Source organism: Escherichia marmotae (genome assembly GCF_002900365.1).
In the GTDB taxonomy this organism is placed as follows: domain Bacteria; phylum Pseudomonadota; class Gammaproteobacteria; order Enterobacterales; family Enterobacteriaceae; genus Escherichia; species Escherichia marmotae.
In genome coordinates this window covers 861,063-879,401 of record NZ_CP025979.1, presented here as the reverse complement: position 1 = coordinate 879,401, position 18,339 = coordinate 861,063, and the positions used below count along the sequence as shown (strand labels likewise).

At 51.9% G+C, this 18,339-nt stretch carries 15 protein-coding genes; 10 read left to right on the top strand and 5 right to left on the bottom strand.

Annotation, left to right across the window (positions count from 1 at the left end; genetic code table 11):
- Positions 1 to 118: 118 nt before the first annotated feature.
- Complete coding sequence (locus tag C1192_RS04765; RefSeq protein ID WP_016248700.1) at positions 119 to 397, top strand: type II toxin-antitoxin system RelE/ParE family toxin; 279 nt, start codon at positions 119 to 121, stop codon at positions 395 to 397.
- Positions 397 to 681, top strand: a complete 285-nt coding sequence (locus C1192_RS04760; protein WP_000781370.1) for a HigA family addiction module antitoxin — start codon at positions 397 to 399, stop codon at positions 679 to 681. Before C1192_RS04765 ends, C1192_RS04760 begins: the two co-directional genes overlap by 1 nt.
- 227 nt (positions 682 to 908) lie before the next feature.
- Here C1192_RS04760 and fdnI read toward each other — a convergent pair whose 3' ends face one another.
- The 3 genes from fdnI to fdnG are packed head-to-tail and all read right to left on the bottom strand — an operon-like array spanning position 909 to position 5,499.
- On the bottom strand, positions 909 to 1,562 hold the full coding sequence (fdnI, locus tag C1192_RS04755; RefSeq protein WP_000045637.1) for a formate dehydrogenase-N subunit gamma: 654 nt from the start codon (positions 1,560 to 1,562) through the stop codon (positions 909 to 911).
- The gene (gene fdnH, locus C1192_RS04750) at positions 1,555 to 2,439 is read right to left on the bottom strand and encodes a formate dehydrogenase N subunit beta (RefSeq protein ID WP_001240589.1); all 885 of its coding nucleotides are present in this window, start codon (positions 2,437 to 2,439) and stop codon (positions 1,555 to 1,557) included. Before fdnH ends, fdnI begins: the two co-directional genes overlap by 8 nt.
- A gap of 12 nt (positions 2,440 to 2,451) precedes the next feature.
- Complete coding sequence (fdnG, locus tag C1192_RS04745; RefSeq protein WP_158650411.1) at positions 2,452 to 5,499, bottom strand: formate dehydrogenase-N subunit alpha; 3,048 nt, start codon at positions 5,497 to 5,499, stop codon at positions 2,452 to 2,454.
- Between the two features lie 231 nt (positions 5,500 to 5,730).
- Between fdnG and yddG the strand changes: the two genes are divergently transcribed.
- The 7 genes from yddG (at position 5,731) to C1192_RS04705 (ending at position 16,052) form a co-directional block, all read left to right on the top strand.
- Entirely contained in the window at positions 5,731 to 6,612 is an 882-nt protein-coding gene (gene yddG / locus C1192_RS04735; RefSeq protein WP_000166096.1) for an aromatic amino acid efflux DMT transporter YddG, read from the top strand.
- Between the two features lie 280 nt (positions 6,613 to 6,892).
- Positions 6,893 to 8,281 (top strand): nitrate/nitrite transporter NarU, encoded by a 1,389-nt coding sequence (gene narU / locus C1192_RS04730; RefSeq protein WP_038355860.1) that lies wholly within the window; start codon positions 6,893 to 6,895, stop codon positions 8,279 to 8,281.
- 143 nt (positions 8,282 to 8,424) lie between these two features.
- Positions 8,425 to 12,165 (top strand): nitrate reductase Z subunit alpha, encoded by a 3,741-nt coding sequence (gene narZ, locus C1192_RS04725; protein WP_038355859.1) that lies wholly within the window; start codon positions 8,425 to 8,427, stop codon positions 12,163 to 12,165.
- Positions 12,162 to 13,706 carry a nitrate reductase subunit beta gene (gene narH, locus C1192_RS04720; RefSeq protein WP_000702537.1) on the top strand — a complete coding sequence of 515 codons (1,545 nt, stop codon included), beginning with the start codon at positions 12,162 to 12,164 and terminating at the stop codon, positions 13,704 to 13,706. The genes narZ and narH overlap by 4 nt, the downstream gene beginning before the upstream one ends.
- The gene (narW, locus tag C1192_RS04715) at positions 13,706 to 14,401 is read left to right on the top strand and encodes a nitrate reductase molybdenum cofactor assembly chaperone (protein WP_038355858.1); all 696 of its coding nucleotides are present in this window, start codon (positions 13,706 to 13,708) and stop codon (positions 14,399 to 14,401) included. The genes narH and narW overlap by 1 nt, the downstream gene beginning before the upstream one ends.
- Positions 14,398 to 15,078 carry a respiratory nitrate reductase subunit gamma gene (narI, locus tag C1192_RS04710; RefSeq protein WP_000617141.1) on the top strand — a complete coding sequence of 227 codons (681 nt, stop codon included), beginning with the start codon at positions 14,398 to 14,400 and terminating at the stop codon, positions 15,076 to 15,078. The genes narW and narI overlap by 4 nt, the downstream gene beginning before the upstream one ends.
- Before the next feature lie 80 nt (positions 15,079 to 15,158).
- Complete coding sequence (locus C1192_RS04705) at positions 15,159 to 16,052, top strand: PhzF family isomerase (RefSeq protein ID WP_000804361.1); 894 nt, start codon at positions 15,159 to 15,161, stop codon at positions 16,050 to 16,052.
- A 143-nt stretch (positions 16,053 to 16,195) separates the two neighbouring features.
- Here C1192_RS04705 and nhoA read toward each other — a convergent pair whose 3' ends face one another.
- On the bottom strand, positions 16,196 to 17,041 hold the full coding sequence (gene nhoA / locus C1192_RS04700) for an N-hydroxyarylamine O-acetyltransferase (RefSeq protein WP_038355857.1): 846 nt from the start codon (positions 17,039 to 17,041) through the stop codon (positions 16,196 to 16,198).
- Between the two features lie 174 nt (positions 17,042 to 17,215).
- Here nhoA and C1192_RS04695 point away from each other — a divergent pair, with 174 nt between their 5' ends.
- Positions 17,216 to 17,785, top strand: a complete 570-nt coding sequence (locus tag C1192_RS04695; protein ID WP_000085920.1) for a flavin reductase family protein — start codon at positions 17,216 to 17,218, stop codon at positions 17,783 to 17,785.
- A 4-nt stretch (positions 17,786 to 17,789) separates the two neighbouring features.
- Here the strand turns inward: C1192_RS04695 and pptA are convergent, their stop codons facing one another.
- Positions 17,790 to 18,017: a tautomerase PptA gene (gene pptA / locus C1192_RS04690; protein WP_001120151.1), complete on the bottom strand. Its 228-nt coding sequence runs from the start codon at positions 18,015 to 18,017 to the stop codon at positions 17,790 to 17,792.
- Positions 18,018 to 18,339 lie beyond the last annotated feature (322 nt).

Sequence of the window (18,339 nt, the reverse complement as noted above, 5' to 3'; positions counted from 1 at the left end):
CTCTTCTTCTTTTCCTCCCCGATCTTTCCCCTCACAATTCGCGAAAACGTAGCGAAATTTGTTGCGCTGCACGGAACAATAGTGATAGTGTTCCTTCGAAAGGAACAAGGATGAAGTGATGATAATGAATTTCAGACACAAGGGATTGCGTGACTTGTTTCTTCTCGGCAAAACCTCCGGCGTTATACCGACGCAAGTCAAACGATTACGCCACCGACTCGCTGTAATTGATGCAGCAAGCTGTCTTGCTGATATCGATATGCCCGGTTACCGACTACACCCGTTAAGCGGCGATCGCGATGAAATTTGGACGATATCTGTCTCGGGCAACTGGCGAATCACATTTGAATTCGTCAATGGCGATGCATACATACTGGATTACGAGGACTATCACTGATGAAAATGGCCAATCATCCCCGCCCGGGGGACATTATTCAGGAATCACTGGACGAACTTAATGTCAGCCTGCGCGAGTTTGCCAGAGCAATGGAAATTGCGCCCTCAACGGCAAGCCGATTGCTGACCGGAAAAGCAGCTTTGACACCAGAAATGGCGATTAAACTTTCCGTGGTGATCGGCAGTTCGCCGCAAATGTGGCTGAATCTGCAAAACGCCTGGAGCCTGGCAGAGGCTGAAAAAACGGTGGATGTGTCGCGACTGCGCCGTCTGGTTACGCAATAAAAAAATGGCACCTTATAAAGCGCCATTTGAAACTGATGACAAACGCAACATTGCCCGATGCGCTACGCTTATCAGGCCTACACTTTCACTGCAATCTATTGGATTTGAACGGTTTGTAGGCCGGATAAGGCGTTCACGCCGCATCCGGCATGAACAAAGTGCACGTTATCTACAATAAAAAATGGCGCCTTTTACAGCGCCATTTTCAGCTTAAAGCTCAAAAGAGATTATATCCCTTCTTCACTCTCTTTTTTCGCTTCGGCCTTCTCGATTTCACGATACCAGCGCGGATGGTGTTTCTTCGCCCAACGACGGCTCACCTTTCCTTCGACCATCCCTTTAATCGACCCTTTCACCCAGAATGCCATATACATATGGATCAGGATGGCGTGGATCAGGATGATACCCGCGGCTGCGTGGATCAGCAGACTGTAGCGGACAACCTGAATCGGGAAGTACTGCGCAAAGTACGGACGCCAGATAATCACCCCGGTCACCAGCAGCACGAAAATCATGCTCATGATCGACCAGAACATCATCTTCTGCCCGGCGTTGTACTTACCGACATCCGCCACTTTGTGCTCATTGCCTTTCAATACTTCGACAATGTTCAACAGCCACGGAATATCTTTCTTATCCGGGATGTTGTGATGCACAAAGCGGAAGAACATAAACATCAGCGCAACAAAAATCGCAATGCCGAAGAATGGGTGCAAAATGCGTCCCATCTGCGGCGTACCGAAGGTTTGCGTCAGCCATTGCAGCGTCGGGAAGAAGAACGAAATCCCGGAAAGTGCCACCAGGAAGAAGCAAATCACCACGGTCCAGTGACAGGCGCGATCAATAAACTTGGTGCGCACAATCATTTTCGACTTACTCATGATTTCCCTCCTCGTCATCGTCCACTTCCTTATTCGGGCCAATACCGATGTAGTGGAAAATCAACCCGGCAAAGGTGGCGATAAAGCCAGCGGCTGCCAGCGGTTTCAACGCGCCTTTCCACAAGTTCACCGAAGTATCAATCTTCGGCTCCTTCGGTAGACCGTGATACAGCTCCGGCTGATCGGCGTGATGCAACACATACATGACGTGCGTGCCACCAACCCCTTCCGGGTTGTAGACGCCAGCATGTTCGTAGCCACGCGCTTTCAGTTTCGCCACCCGCTGTTCCGCCAGCTCCAGCATCTCCTTCTTGGTGCCGAAGTGGATCGCCCCGGTCGGACAGGTTTTCACACAAGCCGGTTCCTGGCCGACGCTGACGCGATCGACGCAGAGGGTGCATTTATATACCCGGTTATCCTCTTTGTTGAGGCGCGGAATATTAAACGGACACCCGGCAATGCAGTAACCACAGCCGATGCAGTTTTCCGACTGGAAATCGACAATGCCGTTAGCGTACTGAATGATTGCACCGGCAGACGGACACGCCTTCAGGCAGCCCGGATCTTCACAGTGCATACAGCCGTCTTTACGGATCAGCCACTCCAGCTTACCGTTCTGTTCGGTTTCGCTAAAGCGCATCACCGTCCAGGATTTGGCGCTCAGATCGGCGGGGTTATCGTAGACCCCGACGCAGTGCCCCACTTCATCACGGATGTCGTTCCACTCCGAACATGCCACCTGGCAGGCTTTACAGCCGATACAGGTGGAAACGTCGATAAGTTTCGCGACTTCTGCTTTGTAATCACGCACCTGCGAAGGCGGCGTGATGGAGTTAGTTGCGGACCTTTTGATAATGTCCTGCGTTTCCATAGCCATCTGTTCGCCCCCTTACGCCTTCTCGATGTTGACTAAGAACGCTTTATATTCCGGCGTTTGCGAGTTTGCATCACCGACATTCGGCGTCAGAGTGTTAGCGATATAGCCTTTACGCGCGACACCCTCAAAGCCCCAGTGGATTGGAATACCCACCGTTTCTACCTGTTGACCGTTAACGTTCAGCGGCTTCAGACGGCGCGTTACCACGGCCACCGCGCGGATAAAGCCACGCTTACTGGAGACAGTGACACGATCGCCATTGGCAATGCCTTTCGCCGCCGCCAGCGTTTCGCTGATTTCCACAAACTGTTCCGGCTGGGCGATTGCGTTGAGCAATGCGTGCTTGGTCCAGGTGTGGAAGTGCTCGGTCAGACGGTAGGTCGTACCCACGTAAGGGAACTGCTCTTTTTTACCCATCCGCAGCGCATCTTGTTCATACAGACGCACGACCGGGTTAGACACCACGTTTGGATGCAGCGGGTTCGTACCCAGCGGCGTTTCAATCGGCTCGTAGTGTTCCGGGAATGGACCTTCTGCCATTTTGTTGATGGCAAACAAGCGTCCCATCCCTTCCGGCTGCATGATAAACGGCCCGGTTGGCGTACCCGGTGCGGCATTGCCGAAGTCCGGAATATCATTGCCCGTCCACTTGCTGCCGTTCCACTGGATCAGCATCCGTTTCGGATCCCACGGTTTACCGTTGATATCCGCTGAAGCACGGTTGTACAGCACGCGACGGTTGAGCGGCCACGCCCATGCCCATCCCAGCGTATTCCCCAGACCTGACGGGTCGGAGTTATCGCGGTTGGCCATCTGGTTGCCCTGCTCGGTCCAGCTACCGGTGTAGATCCAGCAAGAAGATGCAGTCGTACCGTCATCACGCAGATGCGCAAAGCTACTCAGCAACTGACCTTTCTTCGCAATCAGCACGCCATTGGCATCATAGAGATCTTCCAGCGCATAGCCGTTGTTCTCTTTTGCCACTTCGTCAGATTGCGGCTCGTGCGGCTGCTTGTAGTTCCAGCTCATCTTCATCAGCGGTTCTACGCCTTTACCACCTTCGGCTTTATACAGCTCGCGCAGATGGTGGTAGATACCCGCCAGAATTTCACCGTCGTTACGCGCTTCGCCCGGAGCGTCCTGACCTTTCCAGTGCCACTGCAACCAGCGACCGGAGTTGGCGATAGAGCCATCTTCTTCAGCAAAGCAGGTCGAAGGCAGACGGAATACCTCGGTCTGGATAGACGCCTGATCGACATCGTTCGACTCGCCGTGGTTCTGCCAGAAGGTGGAGGTTTCAGTCACCAGCGGATCGATAACCACCATGTATTTCAGCTTACTCAGGCAGCTAACTACTTTGTTTTTGTCCGGGAAGGACGCAACCGGGTTAAAGCCCTGGCAGAAATAACCGCTGACCTTGCCTTCGTCCATCATGTTGAAATACTTGATGACGTCGTAGGTCTGATCCCACTTCGGCAGCCAGTCGTAACCCCAGTTGTTTTCTTTCTGTGCGGCATCGCCGTAGAAAGATTTCATCAGGCTAACGAAGAACTTCGGATAATTGCTCCAGTAGTTCACCTGATCAGCCAGCGTCGCTTTCGGCGTATTCGCTTCCAGATACGACTGCAGATCAACCTGTTTTTCTGACGGCAGCGTCAGATAACCCGGTAAGCTGGTAGAGAGCAGACCTAAGTCGGTCAGACCCTGAATGTTGGAGTGGCCGCGCAGCGCGTTCACGCCACCACCAGCCATACCCATGTTGCCGAGCAGCAACTGGATCATCGCCATAGTACGAATGTTCTGCGCACCGACAGTGTGCTGCGTCCAGCCCAGGGCGTACAGGAAGGTGGTTGTGCGATCCGGCGCGCTGGTGGAGGCCAGCACTTCACACACTTTCAGGAAGTCGGCTTTTGGCGTACCACAGATGTTTTCTACAACATCCGGCGTGTAGCGGGAAACGTGCTCTTTCAGCAGGTTCCACACGCAGCGCGGATGAGTCAGCGTATCATCGCGTTTCGCATAGCCATTTTCATCGAACTGATAGTTCCAGGACGACTTATCGTACTGGCGTTTTTCAGCGTCATAGCCGCTGAACAGGCCGTCTTCGAAAGCAAAATCATCACGCACCAGCAAGCTGGCGTTGGTGTAATGCTTAACGTATTCAGCGTTGATTTTGTTGTTTTCGATCAGGTAGCGCAAAACGCCAGACAGGAACGTAATGTCCGTACCGGAACGAATAGGCGCGTAGATATCCGCGACAGAAGCGGTACGCGTAAAACGGGGATCGACAACGATCAAGGTTGCATCGTTGTTGTTTTTCGCTTCCATCGCCCAGCGGAAACCGACGGGATGCGCTTCAGCAGCGTTACCGCCCATCACCATCACGACGTTAGCGTTTTTGATATCCACCCAGTGGTTGGTCATCGCACCGCGACCAAATGTTGGAGCAAGACTTGCTACCGTTGGTCCGTGTCAGACGCGTGCCTGGTTGTCTACCGCCAGCATCCCGAGGGAGCGAGCAAATTTTTGGGTCAGCATCCCGGTTTCGTTGCTGGCACCGGAAGCACACAGCATACCGGTAGAAAGCCAACGGTTAACCGTTACGCCCTGCTCGTTCTTCTCAATAAAGTTGGCATCACGGTCAGCTTTCATCAGCTTCGCAATACGGGAAAATGCTTCATCCCAGCTAATACGCTGCCATTTATCTGAACCTGGAGCGCGATATTCCGGGTAACGCAGACGGTTTTCACTGTTCACGTAGTCCAGCAAACCGGCCCCTTTCGGGCACAGCGCACCGCGGCTTACCGGATGATCCGGATCACCCTCAATGTGATAAATCGCTTCTCTGGCGTTTTTAGCTCCATCACCCAGGCTATACATCAATAGCCCGCAACCTACGGAACAGTATGTGCAGGTGTTACGGATCTCTTTTGCGCGTAATAATTTATAGTTTCGCGCCTGAGCCAGTGCTTGCTTCGGGGCAAAGCCCAATGCTGCTACTGTTGTTCCAGCCATACCGCCCGCGTAGATTTTAAAAAATTGTCTGCGACTGACGTCCATTGCTTTCCTCTTTTTACACGGGTGTAACTGCGCGAGGAAACTAACAGTAAAATTCCGAATCTTTTTGCGCCAAATCAAAAAGAACGCCTGTTTGCCACAAAATAGTTCGCCTTTACAAATTGACCTACCTCAATAGCGGTAGAAAAAGTCACCACGTCCTGACAGGCAGGTTAAAAAAATGCTATAAATTTCAGCGCGATTTTTAATGGCAAGAGAGAAAAAAGAGCAAATATGACAAAACAAAAAGCAACACTCATTGGCCTGATTGCGATCATCTTGTGGAGCACGATGGTTGGGTTGATTCGTGGGGTCAGTGAGGGGCTCGGTCCGGTAGGAGGAGCGGCGGCGATCTATTCATTAAGCGGACTACTATTAATATTCACTGTTGGATTCCCACGTCTTCGGCAGATCCCAAAAGGCTATTTACTTGCTGGCAGCGTATTGTTTGTCAGCTATGAAATTTGCCTCGCGCTTTCTTTGGGATACGCGGCCACCCGCCATCAGGCCATTGAAGTCGGTATGGTGAACTATCTATGGCCCAGCCTGACGATTCTTTTTGCCATTCTTTTTAACGGACAAAAAACAAATTGGCTGATTATTCCAGGATTGCTTTTCGCGTTGATGGGTGTTTGTTGGGTGCTGGGCGGTGAGAATGGCCTGAAATATAATGAAATAATCAATAATATCACTACCAGCCCATTAAGTTATTTTCTGGCGTTTATTGGTGCCTTTATCTGGGCGGCTTATTGCACGGTAACCAATAAATATGCCCGTGGATTTAACGGCATTACCGTTTTCGTTCTTCTGACGGGTGCAAGCCTATGGGTTTACTATTTTCTGTCGCCACAACCAGAGATGGTTTTTAGCACCCCTGTCATCGTCAAACTCATTTCTGCGGCTTTTACTTTAGGATTTGCTTATGCCGCCTGGAATGTCGGTATTTTACATGGCAATGTCACTATTATGGCAGTAGGGTCTTATTTTACCCCCGTACTTTCGTCAGCGCTTGCTGCCGTGCTGCTCAGCGCACCGCTGTCGCTCTCATTCTGGCAAGGCGCACTGATGGTCTGTGGCGGTTCTCTGCTCTGCTGGCTGGCGACACGTCACCGATAAATAAAGATGACAAGATGAGGCCAACGCTTCATACAGCAACAAAACACGTTCAGGGATATGCGGATTTAAAAATTAGTGAAGGCAATGATATATTTTTGTTACATTCAGTAACACATAAGCCTTCAGATAATCCGCTTTCTCACCGCGCGGCTGTGCTTTCTTATCTATTCTTTCATTCAGCACTTCACTCTATTCATCCTTAATTCTAAAAACGGGCGGTTGCGCCCAACGTCCTGTCTTTTCTTTTTTTCATTAACAATGTGTGCATGCGAGGAAGAATATGGCACTGCAAAATGAGAAAAACAATCGTTATCTTTTGCGCGACTGGAAGCCAGAAAATCCGGCATTCTGGGAAAATAAAGGAAAGCATATAGCACGAAGAAATCTCTGGATATCAGTCAGTTGTTTACTTCTTGCGTTCTGTGTCTGGATGTTATTTAGCGCTGTCGCCGTTAATCTCAACAAAATCGGCTTTAATTTTACTACCGATCAACTTTTTTTATTAACCGCATTACCCTCCGTTTCGGGCGCATTATTACGTGTTCCCTACTCCTTTATGGTGCCAATATTTGGTGGACGTCGCTGGACCGTTTTTAGTACCGCTATCCTGATTATTCCCTGCATCTGGCTCGGTTTTGCCGTGCAAAATACAGCTACTCCCTTCGGTGTATTTATTGTAATTGCTCTGCTGTGCGGTTTTGCGGGCGCAAACTTTGCTTCAAGTATGGGAAATATCAGTTTTTTCTTCCCGAAAGCCAAACAAGGTAGCGCACTTGGCATTAATGGCGGACTGGGTAATTTAGGCGTCAGCGTGATGCAACTGGTTGCGCCGCTGGTGATTTTTGTTCCGGTATTTGCCTTTCTTGGTGTTAATGGCGTACCGCAGGCCGATGGTTCTGAGATGTCACTGGCTAATGCTGCCTGGATTTGGGTGCCATTGTTGGTCATTGCCACCATTGCGGCCTGGTCAGGGATGAATGATATTGCCAGTTCACGTGCATCAATTGCCGACCAGTTACCTGTGTTACAACGCCTGCATCTCTGGCTGTTGAGTCTGCTCTACCTCGCCACTTTTGGCTCGTTCATCGGCTTTTCCGCGGGTTTTGCCATGCTGGCAAAAACGCAGTTCCCGGATGTGAATATTCTGCAACTGGCGTTTTTTGGCCCGTTTATCGGTGCCATTGCGCGATCGGTTGGCGGCGCTATCTCCGATAAGTTCGGCGGCGTTCGCGTTACGCTTATCAACTTTATTTTTATGGCTCTGTTCAGTGCGTTGCTGTTTCTGACGTTACCCGGCACGGGTTCAGGTAATTTCATTGCGTTTTACGCCGTATTTATGGGGTTGTTCCTGACGGCGGGTCTGGGAAGTGGCTCTACTTTCCAGATGATTGCCGTCATCTTCCGCCAGATAACCATTTATCGGGTGAAGATGAAAGGCGGTAGCGATGAAGAAGCACAGCGAGAAGCAATCACCGAAACCGCCGCCGCACTTGGCTTTATCTCGGCAATTGGTGCAGTTGGCGGCTTTTTTATTCCACAGGCGTTTGGCATGTCGCTGAATATGACCGGCTCGCCGGTTGGCGCGATGAAAGTGTTTTTAATCTTTTACATCATCTGTGTGCTGCTGACCTGGCTGGTCTATGGTCGGCGGCAGTTTAGCCAAAAATAAGAGATCGATGCCTGATGCAACACTGACGCGTCTTATCAGTCCTACAACCGTGTCGCACCCGTAGGTCGGGGTCGGATAAGACGTTTACGCCGCATCCGACAGGGCATCAGATCCCAAATCATTCCTGGAGCAGGAGTCATGTCATGAGTAAACTTTTGGATCGCTTTCGCTACTTCAAACAAAAGGGCGAAACCTTTGCCGATGGCCACGGACAGGTGATGCATAGCAACCGCGACTGGGAGGACAGCTATCGACAACGTTGGCAATTCGACAAAATCGTGCGCTCCACCCACGGCGTTAACTGTACTGGCTCCTGTAGCTGGAAAATCTATGTCAAAAACGGCCTGGTAACGTGGGAAATCCAGCAGACCGACTACCCGCGTACCCGCCCTGACCTGCCTAATCATGAACCCCGCGGCTGCCCACGCGGCGCAAGCTACTCATGGTATCTCTACAGCGCCAATCGCCTGAAATACCCACTAATTCGTAAGCGGTTAATCGAATTGTGGCGCGAAGCACTTAAACAGCACAGCGATCCGGTGCTGGCGTGGGAATCAATTATGCATGACCCGCAAAAGTGCTTAAGCTACAAACAGGTGCGCGGACGCGGCGGGTTTATCCGCTCTAACTGGCAGGAGCTGAATCAACTGATTGCCGCTGCTAACGTCTGGACTATCAAAACTTACGGGCCGGATCGTGTTGCCGGATTCTCTCCGATTCCGGCAATGTCGATGGTCTCTTACGCCGCAGGAACACGCTATCTGTCACTACTCGGCGGCACCTGCTTAAGTTTCTATGACTGGTATTGCGACCTGCCACCCGCCTCACCGATGACCTGGGGCGAGCAAACCGACGTCCCTGAATCTGCCGACTGGTATAACTCCAGCTATATCATCGCCTGGGGGTCTAACGTACCGCAGACACGCACGCCAGACGCCCACTTCTTTACTGAAGTACGCTACAAAGGCACCAAAACTATCGCCATTACTCCTGACTACTCGGAGGTGGCGAAACTGTGCGACCAGTGGCTGGCTCCGAAGCAAGGCACCGATAGCGCGCTGGCGATGGCGATGGGGCATGTGATTTTAAAAGAGTTTCATCTCGATAATCCCAGCGATTACTTTATCAACTACTGCCGCCGCTACAGCGATATGCCGATGCTGGTGATGCTGGAACCGCGTGACGATGGCAGCTACGTTCCCGGACGAATGATTCGCGCGTCCGATCTGGTGGATGGACTGGGTGAAAGCAATAACCCGCAGTGGAAAACTGTGGCATTTAATACCGCAGGTGAACTGGTCGTGCCCAACGGTTCGATTGGCTTTCGCTGGGGCGAAAAAGGCAAATGGAATCTGGAATCCATTGCCGCAGGTGCAGAAACCGATTTGTCATTAACCCTGCTCGGCCAACACGACGCTGTCGCTGGCGTGGCTTTCCCCTACTTTGGCGGCATTGAAAATCCGCATTTTCGCAGCGTAAAACACGAACCCGTCCTGGTGCGTCAGTTACCTGTTAAAAACCTGACATTAGCCGATGGCAACACCTGTCCGGTCGTCAGCGTTTATGATCTGGTGCTGGCAAACTACGGCCTCGATCGCGGGCTGGAGGACGAAAACAGCGCGAAAGATTACGATGAAATCAAAGCCTACACCCCGGCCTGGGGTGAGCAAATTACCGGTGTACCGCGCCAGTATATTGAAACCATAGCCCGTGAATTTGCCGATACCGCCCATAAAACCCACGGGCGCTCGATGATTATCCTCGGTGCTGGCGTTAACCACTGGTATCACATGGATATGAACTACCGTGGGATGATCAATATGTTGATTTTCTGCGGTTGTGTCGGGCAAAGCGGCGGCGGCTGGGCGCATTACGTTGGTCAGGAAAAACTGCGCCCGCAAACCGGCTGGCTGCCGCTGGCATTTGCGCTGGACTGGAACCGGCCACCGCGCCAGATGAACAGCACTTCGTTTTTCTACAATCACTCCAGCCAATGGCGCTATGAAAAAGTCACCGCCCAGGAACTGCTCTCACCGCTGGCCGATGCCAGTAAATACAGCGGTCATCTGATTGATTTCAACGTTCGCGCTGAACGCATGGGTTGGCTACCTTCCGCGCCGCAACTGGGGCGTAACCCGCTCGGGCTGAAAGCCGAAGCCGATAAGGCCGGATTATCACCCGCCGAATTTACCGCTCAGGCGTTGAAGTCAGGCGAGTTACGCATGGCCTGCGAACAGTCGGACAACGGCAGCAATCATCCGCGTAACCTGTTTGTCTGGCGCTCTAACCTGCTTGGCTCCTCCGGCAAGGGTCACGAGTATATGCAGAAATATCTGCTGGGTACGGAAAGTGGCATTCAGGGGCAAGAACTTGGGCCGACGGAGGGAATTCAACCGGAAGAAGTAGAGTGGCAAACCGCCGCGATAGAGGGAAAGCTCGACCTGCTGGTAACGCTCGATTTCCGTATGTCCAGCACCTGCCTGTTTTCCGATATCGTCCTGCCTACCGCCACGTGGTATGAGAAAGACGATATGAATACCTCGGATATGCATCCGTTTATTCATCCACTTTCTGCAGCGGTCGATCCCGCCTGGGAATCACGCAGCGACTGGGAAATCTACAAGGGTATCGCCAAAGCGTTCTCGCAAGTGTGCGTGGGCCATCTCGGCAAAGAAACTGACGTGGTACTTCAGCCATTGTTACACGACTCTCCGGCAGAGCTATCCCAACCTTGCGAAGTGCTCGACTGGCGCAAAGGTGAATGCGATCTGATCCCCGGCAAGACTGCGCCTAATATTGTGGCGGTGGAGCGCGACTACCCTGCTACCTACGAACGCTTTACCTCGCTGGGGCCGTTGATGGACAAACTCGGCAACGGTGGTAAAGGTATTTCATGGAATACCCAGGATGAAATCGATTTCCTCGGCAAACTCAATTACACCAAACGCGATGGCCCGGCTCAGGGGCGTCCGCTGATTGATACCGCCATTGATGCATCGGAAGTGATTCTGGCGCTGGCACCGGAAACCAACGGCCATGTTGCGGTAAAAGCCTGGCAGGCGCTGGGTGAGATCACCGGACGCGAACATACTCATCTGGCGCGGCATAAAGAAGATGAAAAGATTCGCTTCCGCGATATTCAGGCGCAGCCGCGTAAAATCATCTCCAGCCCGACCTGGTCTGGCCTGGAAAGCGATCACGTCTCCTACAATGCGGGATACACCAACGTTCACGAGTTAATTCCGTGGCGCACGTTATCTGGCCGTCAGCAGCTCTATCAGGATCACCCGTGGATGCGTGCCTTTGGCGAAAGTCTGGTGGCTTATCGCCCACCTATCGACACCCGTAGCGTTAGCGAAATGCGCCAGATCCCACCAAACGGCTTTCCGGAAAAAGCCCTTAACTTCCTGACACCGCATCAGAAATGGGGCATTCACTCCACTTATAGTGAAAACCTGTTGATGCTGACGCTCTCACGCGGTGGACCGATTATCTGGATCAGCGAAACCGATGCCCGTGAACTGACTATTGTTGATAACGACTGGGTGGAGGTCTTTAACGCCAACGGTGCGCTGACTGCCCGCGCGGTAGTCAGCCAGCGTGTACCGCCGGGCATGACCATGATGTATCACGCTCAGGAACGGATTATGAATATCCCCGGCTCGGAAGTGACCGGAATGCGCGGCGGTATTCACAACTCGGTCACCCGCGTTTGTCCGAAACCGACGCATATGATTGGCGGTTACGCGCAACTGGCCTGGGGCTTTAACTACTACGGCACCGTCGGCTCGAACCGCGACGAGTTCATCATGATCCGCAAGATGAAGAACGTGAACTGGCTGGATGATGAAGGTCGCGATCAGGTACAGGAGGCGAAAAAATGAAAATACGTTCGCAAGTCGGCATGGTGCTTAACCTCGATAAATGTATCGGCTGTCACACCTGTTCGGTGACCTGTAAAAACGTCTGGACTGGACGCGAAGGTATGGAGTACGCGTGGTTTAATAACGTCGAAACCAAACCGGGCATTGGTTACCCGAAAAACTGGGAAGATCAGGAAGAGTGGCAAGGCGGCTGGGTTCGCGATGTCAATGGCAAGATCCGCCCGCGGCTGGGCAGCAAAATGGGCGTGATAACCAAAATCTTTGCCAATCCGGTGATACCGCAGATCGACGACTACTACGAACCTTTTACCTTCGACTATGAACATTTGCATAGCGCGCCGGAAGGTAAACACATTCCCACTGCGCGTCCACGTTCGCTGATCGACGGCAAACGGATGGACAAAGTGATCTGGGGGCCAAACTGGGAAGAACTGCTGGGCGGAGAGTTCGAAAAACGCGCCCGCGACCGCAACTTCGACGCCATGCAAAAGGAGATGTACGGTCAGTTTGAAAATACCTTCATGATGTATTTGCCGCGCTTGTGCGAACACTGCCTTAACCCAAGCTGTGTGGCGACCTGCCCCAGCGGCGCTATCTATAAACGCGAAGAAGACGGCATTGTGCTGATCGACCAGGACAAATGTCGTGGCTGGCGCTTATGCATCAGCGGTTGTCCGTACAAAAAAATCTACTTTAACTGGAAAAGCGGCAAGTCAGAAAAATGCATCTTCTGTTATCCGCGAATTGAGTCCGGACAGCCAACGGTCTGCTCCGAGACCTGCGTAGGTCGCATTCGATATCTTGGTGTGCTGCTCTACGACGCCGACCGCATCGAAGAAGCGGCGAGCACGGAACGTGAAGTTGATCTCTATGAGCGCCAGTGCGAAGTGTTCCTCGATCCGCACGATCCCTCGGTGATCGAAGAAGCCCTGAAGCAAGGTATCCCACACAACGTGATTGACGCCGCCCAGCGTTCGCCGGTTTACAAAATGGCAATGGACTGGAAACTGGCGCTGCCGCTGCACCCTGAATATCGCACCCTGCCGATGGTCTGGTATGTGCCACCGCTGTCACCCATTCAGTCTTACGCCGACGCGGGCGGACTGCCCAAAAGCGAAGGCGTGCTGCCGGCCATCGAAAGCCTGCGTATTCCGGTGCAATACCTCGCCAATATGTTAAGTGCGGGTGATACCGGCCCTGTACTACGGGCACTGAAACGGATGATGGCGATGCGCCACTATATGCGTTCGCAAACCGTAGAAGGCGTAACTGATACCCGCGCAATTGACGAAGTGGGTTTGAGCGTCGCCCAGGTCGAAGATATGTATCGCTATCTCGCTATCGCCAACTATGAAGATCGGTTTGTCATCCCAACCAGTCATCGGGAAATGGCGGGTGATGCGTTTGGAGAGCGTAACGGCTGTGGCTTTACCTTTGGCGACGGTTGCCACGGCTCTGATACCAAATTCAACCTGTTCAACAGTAGCCGGATCGATGCCATCGACATTACCGAAGTACGCAATAAAGCGGAGGGGGAATAATGCAAATCCTCAAAGTGATCGGCTTGTTGATGGAGTATCCGGACGAGCTGCTATGGGAGAACAAAGACGACGCACTGGCGCTGATTCACCGTAACGCGCCGATGCTCACCGATTTCACCTGCGACCTGCTCAATGCACCGCTGTTGGATAAACAGGCTGAATGGTGTGAAGTGTTTGACCGTGGACGTACCACTTCGCTGCTGCTATTCGAACATGTTCATGCCGAGTCCCGCAATCGCGGTCAGGCAATGGTAGATCTGCTGGCGGAGTATGAAAAAGTCGGCCTGCAACTAAATTGTCGCGAGCTGCCTGATTATCTGCCGCTGTATCTGGAGTATTTAAGTGTGCTGCCGGATGACCAGGCTAAAGAAGGTTTGCTCAACGTTGCGCCAATCCTCGCCCTGCTTGGCGGACGCTTAAAACAACGCGAGGCACCGTGGTATCCGTTGTTTGACGCCCTGCTGCATCTGGCGGGAAGTACTCTTTCAAGTGACAGTGTCACAAAACAGATACGCAGCGAGGAGCGCGACGACACCCGTCAGGCGCTGGATGCAGTGTGGGAAGAGGAACAGGTGAAGTTTATTGAAGATAACGCCACGGCGTGTGACAGCTCGCCGCTTAATCAATATCAGCGACGCTTTAGCCAGGATGTCGCACCGCAGTATGTCGACATCAGTGCGGGAGGTGGGAAATGATTCAGTATCTGAACGTCTTTTTTTACGATATCTACCCGTACTTGTGTGGCACGGTTTTTATCCTCGGAAGCTGGCTGCGCTACGATTACGGACAGTACACCTGGCGTGCCTCCTCCAGCCAGATGTTGGATAAACGTGGAATGGTGCTGTGGTCGAACTTGTTCCATATCGGCATTCTGGGGATCTTCTTCGGCCATTTGTTTGGCATGCTAACGCCACACTGGATGTACGCATGGTTTCTGCCAGTGGCGGTAAAACAGCAGATGGCGATGATCCTCGGTGGTATTTGCGGTGTGCTGACACTGATTGGCGGAGCGGGGTTGCTGGTACGCCGTTTAACGAATCCGCGTATCAGGGCGACGTCTTCTGGTGCGGATATCCTGATCCTCGCCATTTTGTTAATTCAGTGCATTCTGGGGTTAACCACCATTCCCTTTTCAGCACAACATCCGGACGGCAGCGAAATGATGAAGCTGGTGGGCTGGGCGCAAAGCATCGTCACTTTCCAGGGCGGTGCATCGACACATCTTGATGGTGTGGCTTATATCTTCCGCGTTCATCTGGTGTTAGGAATGACCATCTTCCTGCTCTTCCCGTTCACCCGACTGGTGCATGTGTGGAGTGCGCCGTTTGAGTACTTTACCCGTCGGTATCAGATTGTGCGCTCGCGGCGTTGATTCTCACGTTGGCCGGATTAGCCCTTCGCTCTCCGGCCACTTGCAGGCTATGCTAGTTCTCCAGCCACAGGAGAACGTTAATGAAACCGCAGGTTTACCACGTCGATGCTTTTACCTCTCAACCGTTTCGCGGCAATTCTGCCGGTGTTGTTTTCCCTGCCGATGATCTCAGCGAAGCGCAAATGCAGCTTATCGCCCGCGAATTAGGCCATTCTGAAACCGCTTTTCTGCTGCACAGCGACGACAGCGATGTGCGCATTCGCTACTTTACGCCAACGGTTGAAGTGCCGATTTGCGGTCACGCGACCGTGGCGGCGCACTATGTGCGTTCGAAGGTATCAGGTTTGGGGAATTGCACCGTCTGGCAAACGTCACTGGCGGGAAAGCACCGCGTGACTATCGAAAAACATAACGATGATTATCGTATTTCGCTGGAACAAGGTTCCCCTGGCTTTGAGCCACCGCTGGAAGGCGAAACACGTGCGGCGATTATCAACGCGCTTCATCTCACTGAAGACGACATTCTGCCCGGTTTGCCGATCCAGGTGGCGACTACCGGACACTCAAAAGTGATGATCCCGTTGAAGCCGGAAGTGGATATCGATGCCCTTTCACCAGACCTTGCTGCGCTGACTGCCATCAGTAAACAGATTGGCTGTAATGGTTTTTTCCCCTTCCAGATCCGCCCTGGTAAAAATGAAACCGATGGACGCATGTTCTCGCCTGCAATTGGCATTGTGGAAGATCCGGTTACCGGCAATGCCAACGGCCCGATGGGCGCATGGCTGGTGCATCACAACGTGTTACCCCACGATGGCAATGTATTGCGTGTTAAAGGCCATCAGGGGCGCGCATTGGGTCGTGATGGAGTGATTGATGTGACGGTGACAATTCGCGATAACCAGCCGGAGAAAGTGACTATTTCTGGTACGGCGGTGATTTTATTTCATGCCGAGTGGGCAATTGATCTTTAAAACCGTTGCCATAAATGGCAGAAAAACAAATTGCCTGATGTGCTTCGCTTATCAGGCCTACAACCGCATCATAATTTATTGAATCTGTTGGCTAATGTAGGCCGGATAAGACGTTTACGCCGCATCCGGCACTCTGACACAAACTATTTACCTGCCTCCGGATGCGTATCAAATGCTGCCATCACCTGCGCCAGCTCATCCTCAGTGAAACCATGTTTTGCATCATCCACGCCCAGACCAAACTGCTCCTGCATCACGGCATATAACGACGCTACATCTGGCAAATTCTGCTGCTCTGCTACGTGACCATTTTCATAACGGGTAAAATGGAAATTGGTCAACGTCAGCTTGCCGCCATCTGGCAAATGACGGCACATCAGCAAATGATGGCGAAAATGCGATTGCGGCCAGTGCGCCGACCAGAAGTTGCCCATCACATAATCGCTTTGCTGCTGTTCACAGAGATCAAAACGGTACATCGACTGCCAGTGCTGATGATGATTAAACTGCAAAATCCAGTCGTCATTTTCCTGTCGCAGGCGATACTCTCCGTGCGGCGTGGCTTGCACGATGTCAGGCACTAAACGAATCGGCGCGGTTAACGTCTGCCCACCAAAACCGACATCGGCAATCCAGCGTTCATCTTCCAGCTCCACCAACAGCAAACGGTGCGTGCGCGGCGGCAACGATGGTGGATTAGATAACACCACGCGTCCTAACAGACTACGAACGTTGAAACCTAACTCGCGTAACACCCGCTCAAACACGCCATTCTGCTCAAAGCAGTAACCACCACGACGGGCGATGACCAGCTTATCTTCCAGCGATTGATCATCCAACTGCATTTCCCTCGGCAGCAAGACGTCGAGGTTTTCAAACGGAATGGTGCAATTGTGTTTCAGGTGTAATGCGCGCAGCGTGTCGATGTTGACCGCAACGGCTCCCGACCAGTTAATGCGGGCAAAATAGTGATTCAGAATGGGCGTCATCAGGCGTTTCCCTAAGTGGTTTTATCAACTTATAACCTGGATTAGACGTAGCACCGGCTATTTTGTGCGTTCGTGGACATCCATCACGTTCGTAAATCGCCAATCCCGTTAATTTCGTTGCTTATTGCGTTACGAGCTACGCTTTTAAAACCCCCTTCATAGCGAGGCGATACCGTGAGCCGATTTATTCCCGTCGAGTTGCATCATGCCAGCCGTCTGTTAAACCACGGCCCGACTATTTTGATTACCAGTCACGATAAACTGTCCCAGTTACGAAACGTAATGGCCGCAGCCTGGTCGATGCCTGTAGAATTTGAGCCGCCGCGGGTGGCAATTGTGGTGGATAAATCCACCTGGTCACGGGAGTTGATAGAACGTAGCGGCATGTTTGGCATTGTGATCCCCGGCGTAGCGGCAACTAACTGGACCTGGGCGGTAGGTAGCGTTTCAGGGCGCGATGAAGATAAGTTTAACTGTTACGGCATTCCTGTCGTGAAAGGTCCGGTGCTGGGTTTACCGTTGGTCGAAGAGAAATGTCTGGCGTGGATGGAATGCCGCCTGCTGCCCGCGACTTCTGCGCAAGAAAAATACGATACTCTATTTGGCGAAGTTGTGTCGGCAGCGGCAGACGCGCGGGTATTTGTCGAAGGTCGCTGGCAATTTGATGATGATAAACTCAACACCCTTCACCATTTAGGCGCTGGCACTTTCGTTACCAGCGGTAAACGCGTCACGGCAGGATAGCGCGCTACATGCTGTAACCCGGTTTTTTGATCAATGTCGCCATCTGGGGCGCGATTTCGCTGTCCCAGACAGCTTGCCATGCTTCCGGTTGGATCTGCTGTAGTGCGATGCTGATCGAACTCTCTTTACTGTTCAGATGGCGAATAATGACGTCGGTAATCTCCGCGGCCAGTTCCGCTTTTTGTTGCTCGTCCAGTTCACGGGGAAAACACTTAATATCAATATGTGGCATTGTTATGCTCCTTTTTAAAGACTGCCAGCAAAATTAGCACAAGCCGAAAACGTCATGTGTTCTTTGATGCGAAATGATGTGCAAAGAGATAGCGATATTTACGTCGCCATTTTAATAACGCATATATACTATTAGCTTCCACAATAATAAACACCTGCCTTGTAATATACAGAATCTATTCTTTATTTCTTATCATATTAAGAAAATTCACGACATCCAGCTTGCTGATTTATTAATGCCAATTATAGTTATTCTTGCCCTCACTAAGAATTTTCGCTCGGAATATCCTTTCTTTTATAAAGTCTTTCTGGAGACACTTGCG

What these genes read in the sequence shown, in the direction of transcription:
- C1192_RS04765 (WP_016248700.1), top strand. Translation starts at nt 119, where the DNA reads ATGATAATGAATTTCAGACACAAGGGATTGCGTGACTTGTTTCTTCTC.
- C1192_RS04760 (WP_000781370.1), top strand. Translation starts at nt 397, where the DNA reads ATGAAAATGGCCAATCATCCCCGCCCGGGGGACATTATTCAGGAATCA.
- fdnI (WP_000045637.1), bottom strand. Translation starts at nt 1,562, where the DNA reads ATGAGTAAGTCGAAAATGATTGTGCGCACCAAGTTTATTGATCGCGCC.
- fdnH (WP_001240589.1), bottom strand. Translation starts at nt 2,439, where the DNA reads ATGGCTATGGAAACGCAGGACATTATCAAAAGGTCCGCAACTAACTCC.
- yddG (WP_000166096.1), top strand. Translation starts at nt 5,731, where the DNA reads ATGACAAAACAAAAAGCAACACTCATTGGCCTGATTGCGATCATCTTG.
- narU (WP_038355860.1), top strand. Translation starts at nt 6,893, where the DNA reads ATGGCACTGCAAAATGAGAAAAACAATCGTTATCTTTTGCGCGACTGG.
- narZ (WP_038355859.1), top strand. Translation starts at nt 8,425, where the DNA reads ATGAGTAAACTTTTGGATCGCTTTCGCTACTTCAAACAAAAGGGCGAA.
- narH (WP_000702537.1), top strand. Translation starts at nt 12,162, where the DNA reads ATGAAAATACGTTCGCAAGTCGGCATGGTGCTTAACCTCGATAAATGT.
- narW (WP_038355858.1), top strand. Translation starts at nt 13,706, where the DNA reads ATGCAAATCCTCAAAGTGATCGGCTTGTTGATGGAGTATCCGGACGAG.
- narI (WP_000617141.1), top strand. Translation starts at nt 14,398, where the DNA reads ATGATTCAGTATCTGAACGTCTTTTTTTACGATATCTACCCGTACTTG.
- C1192_RS04705 (WP_000804361.1), top strand. Translation starts at nt 15,159, where the DNA reads ATGAAACCGCAGGTTTACCACGTCGATGCTTTTACCTCTCAACCGTTT.
- nhoA (WP_038355857.1), bottom strand. Translation starts at nt 17,041, where the DNA reads ATGACGCCCATTCTGAATCACTATTTTGCCCGCATTAACTGGTCGGGA.
- pptA (WP_001120151.1), bottom strand. Translation starts at nt 18,017, where the DNA reads ATGCCACATATTGATATTAAGTGTTTTCCCCGTGAACTGGACGAGCAA.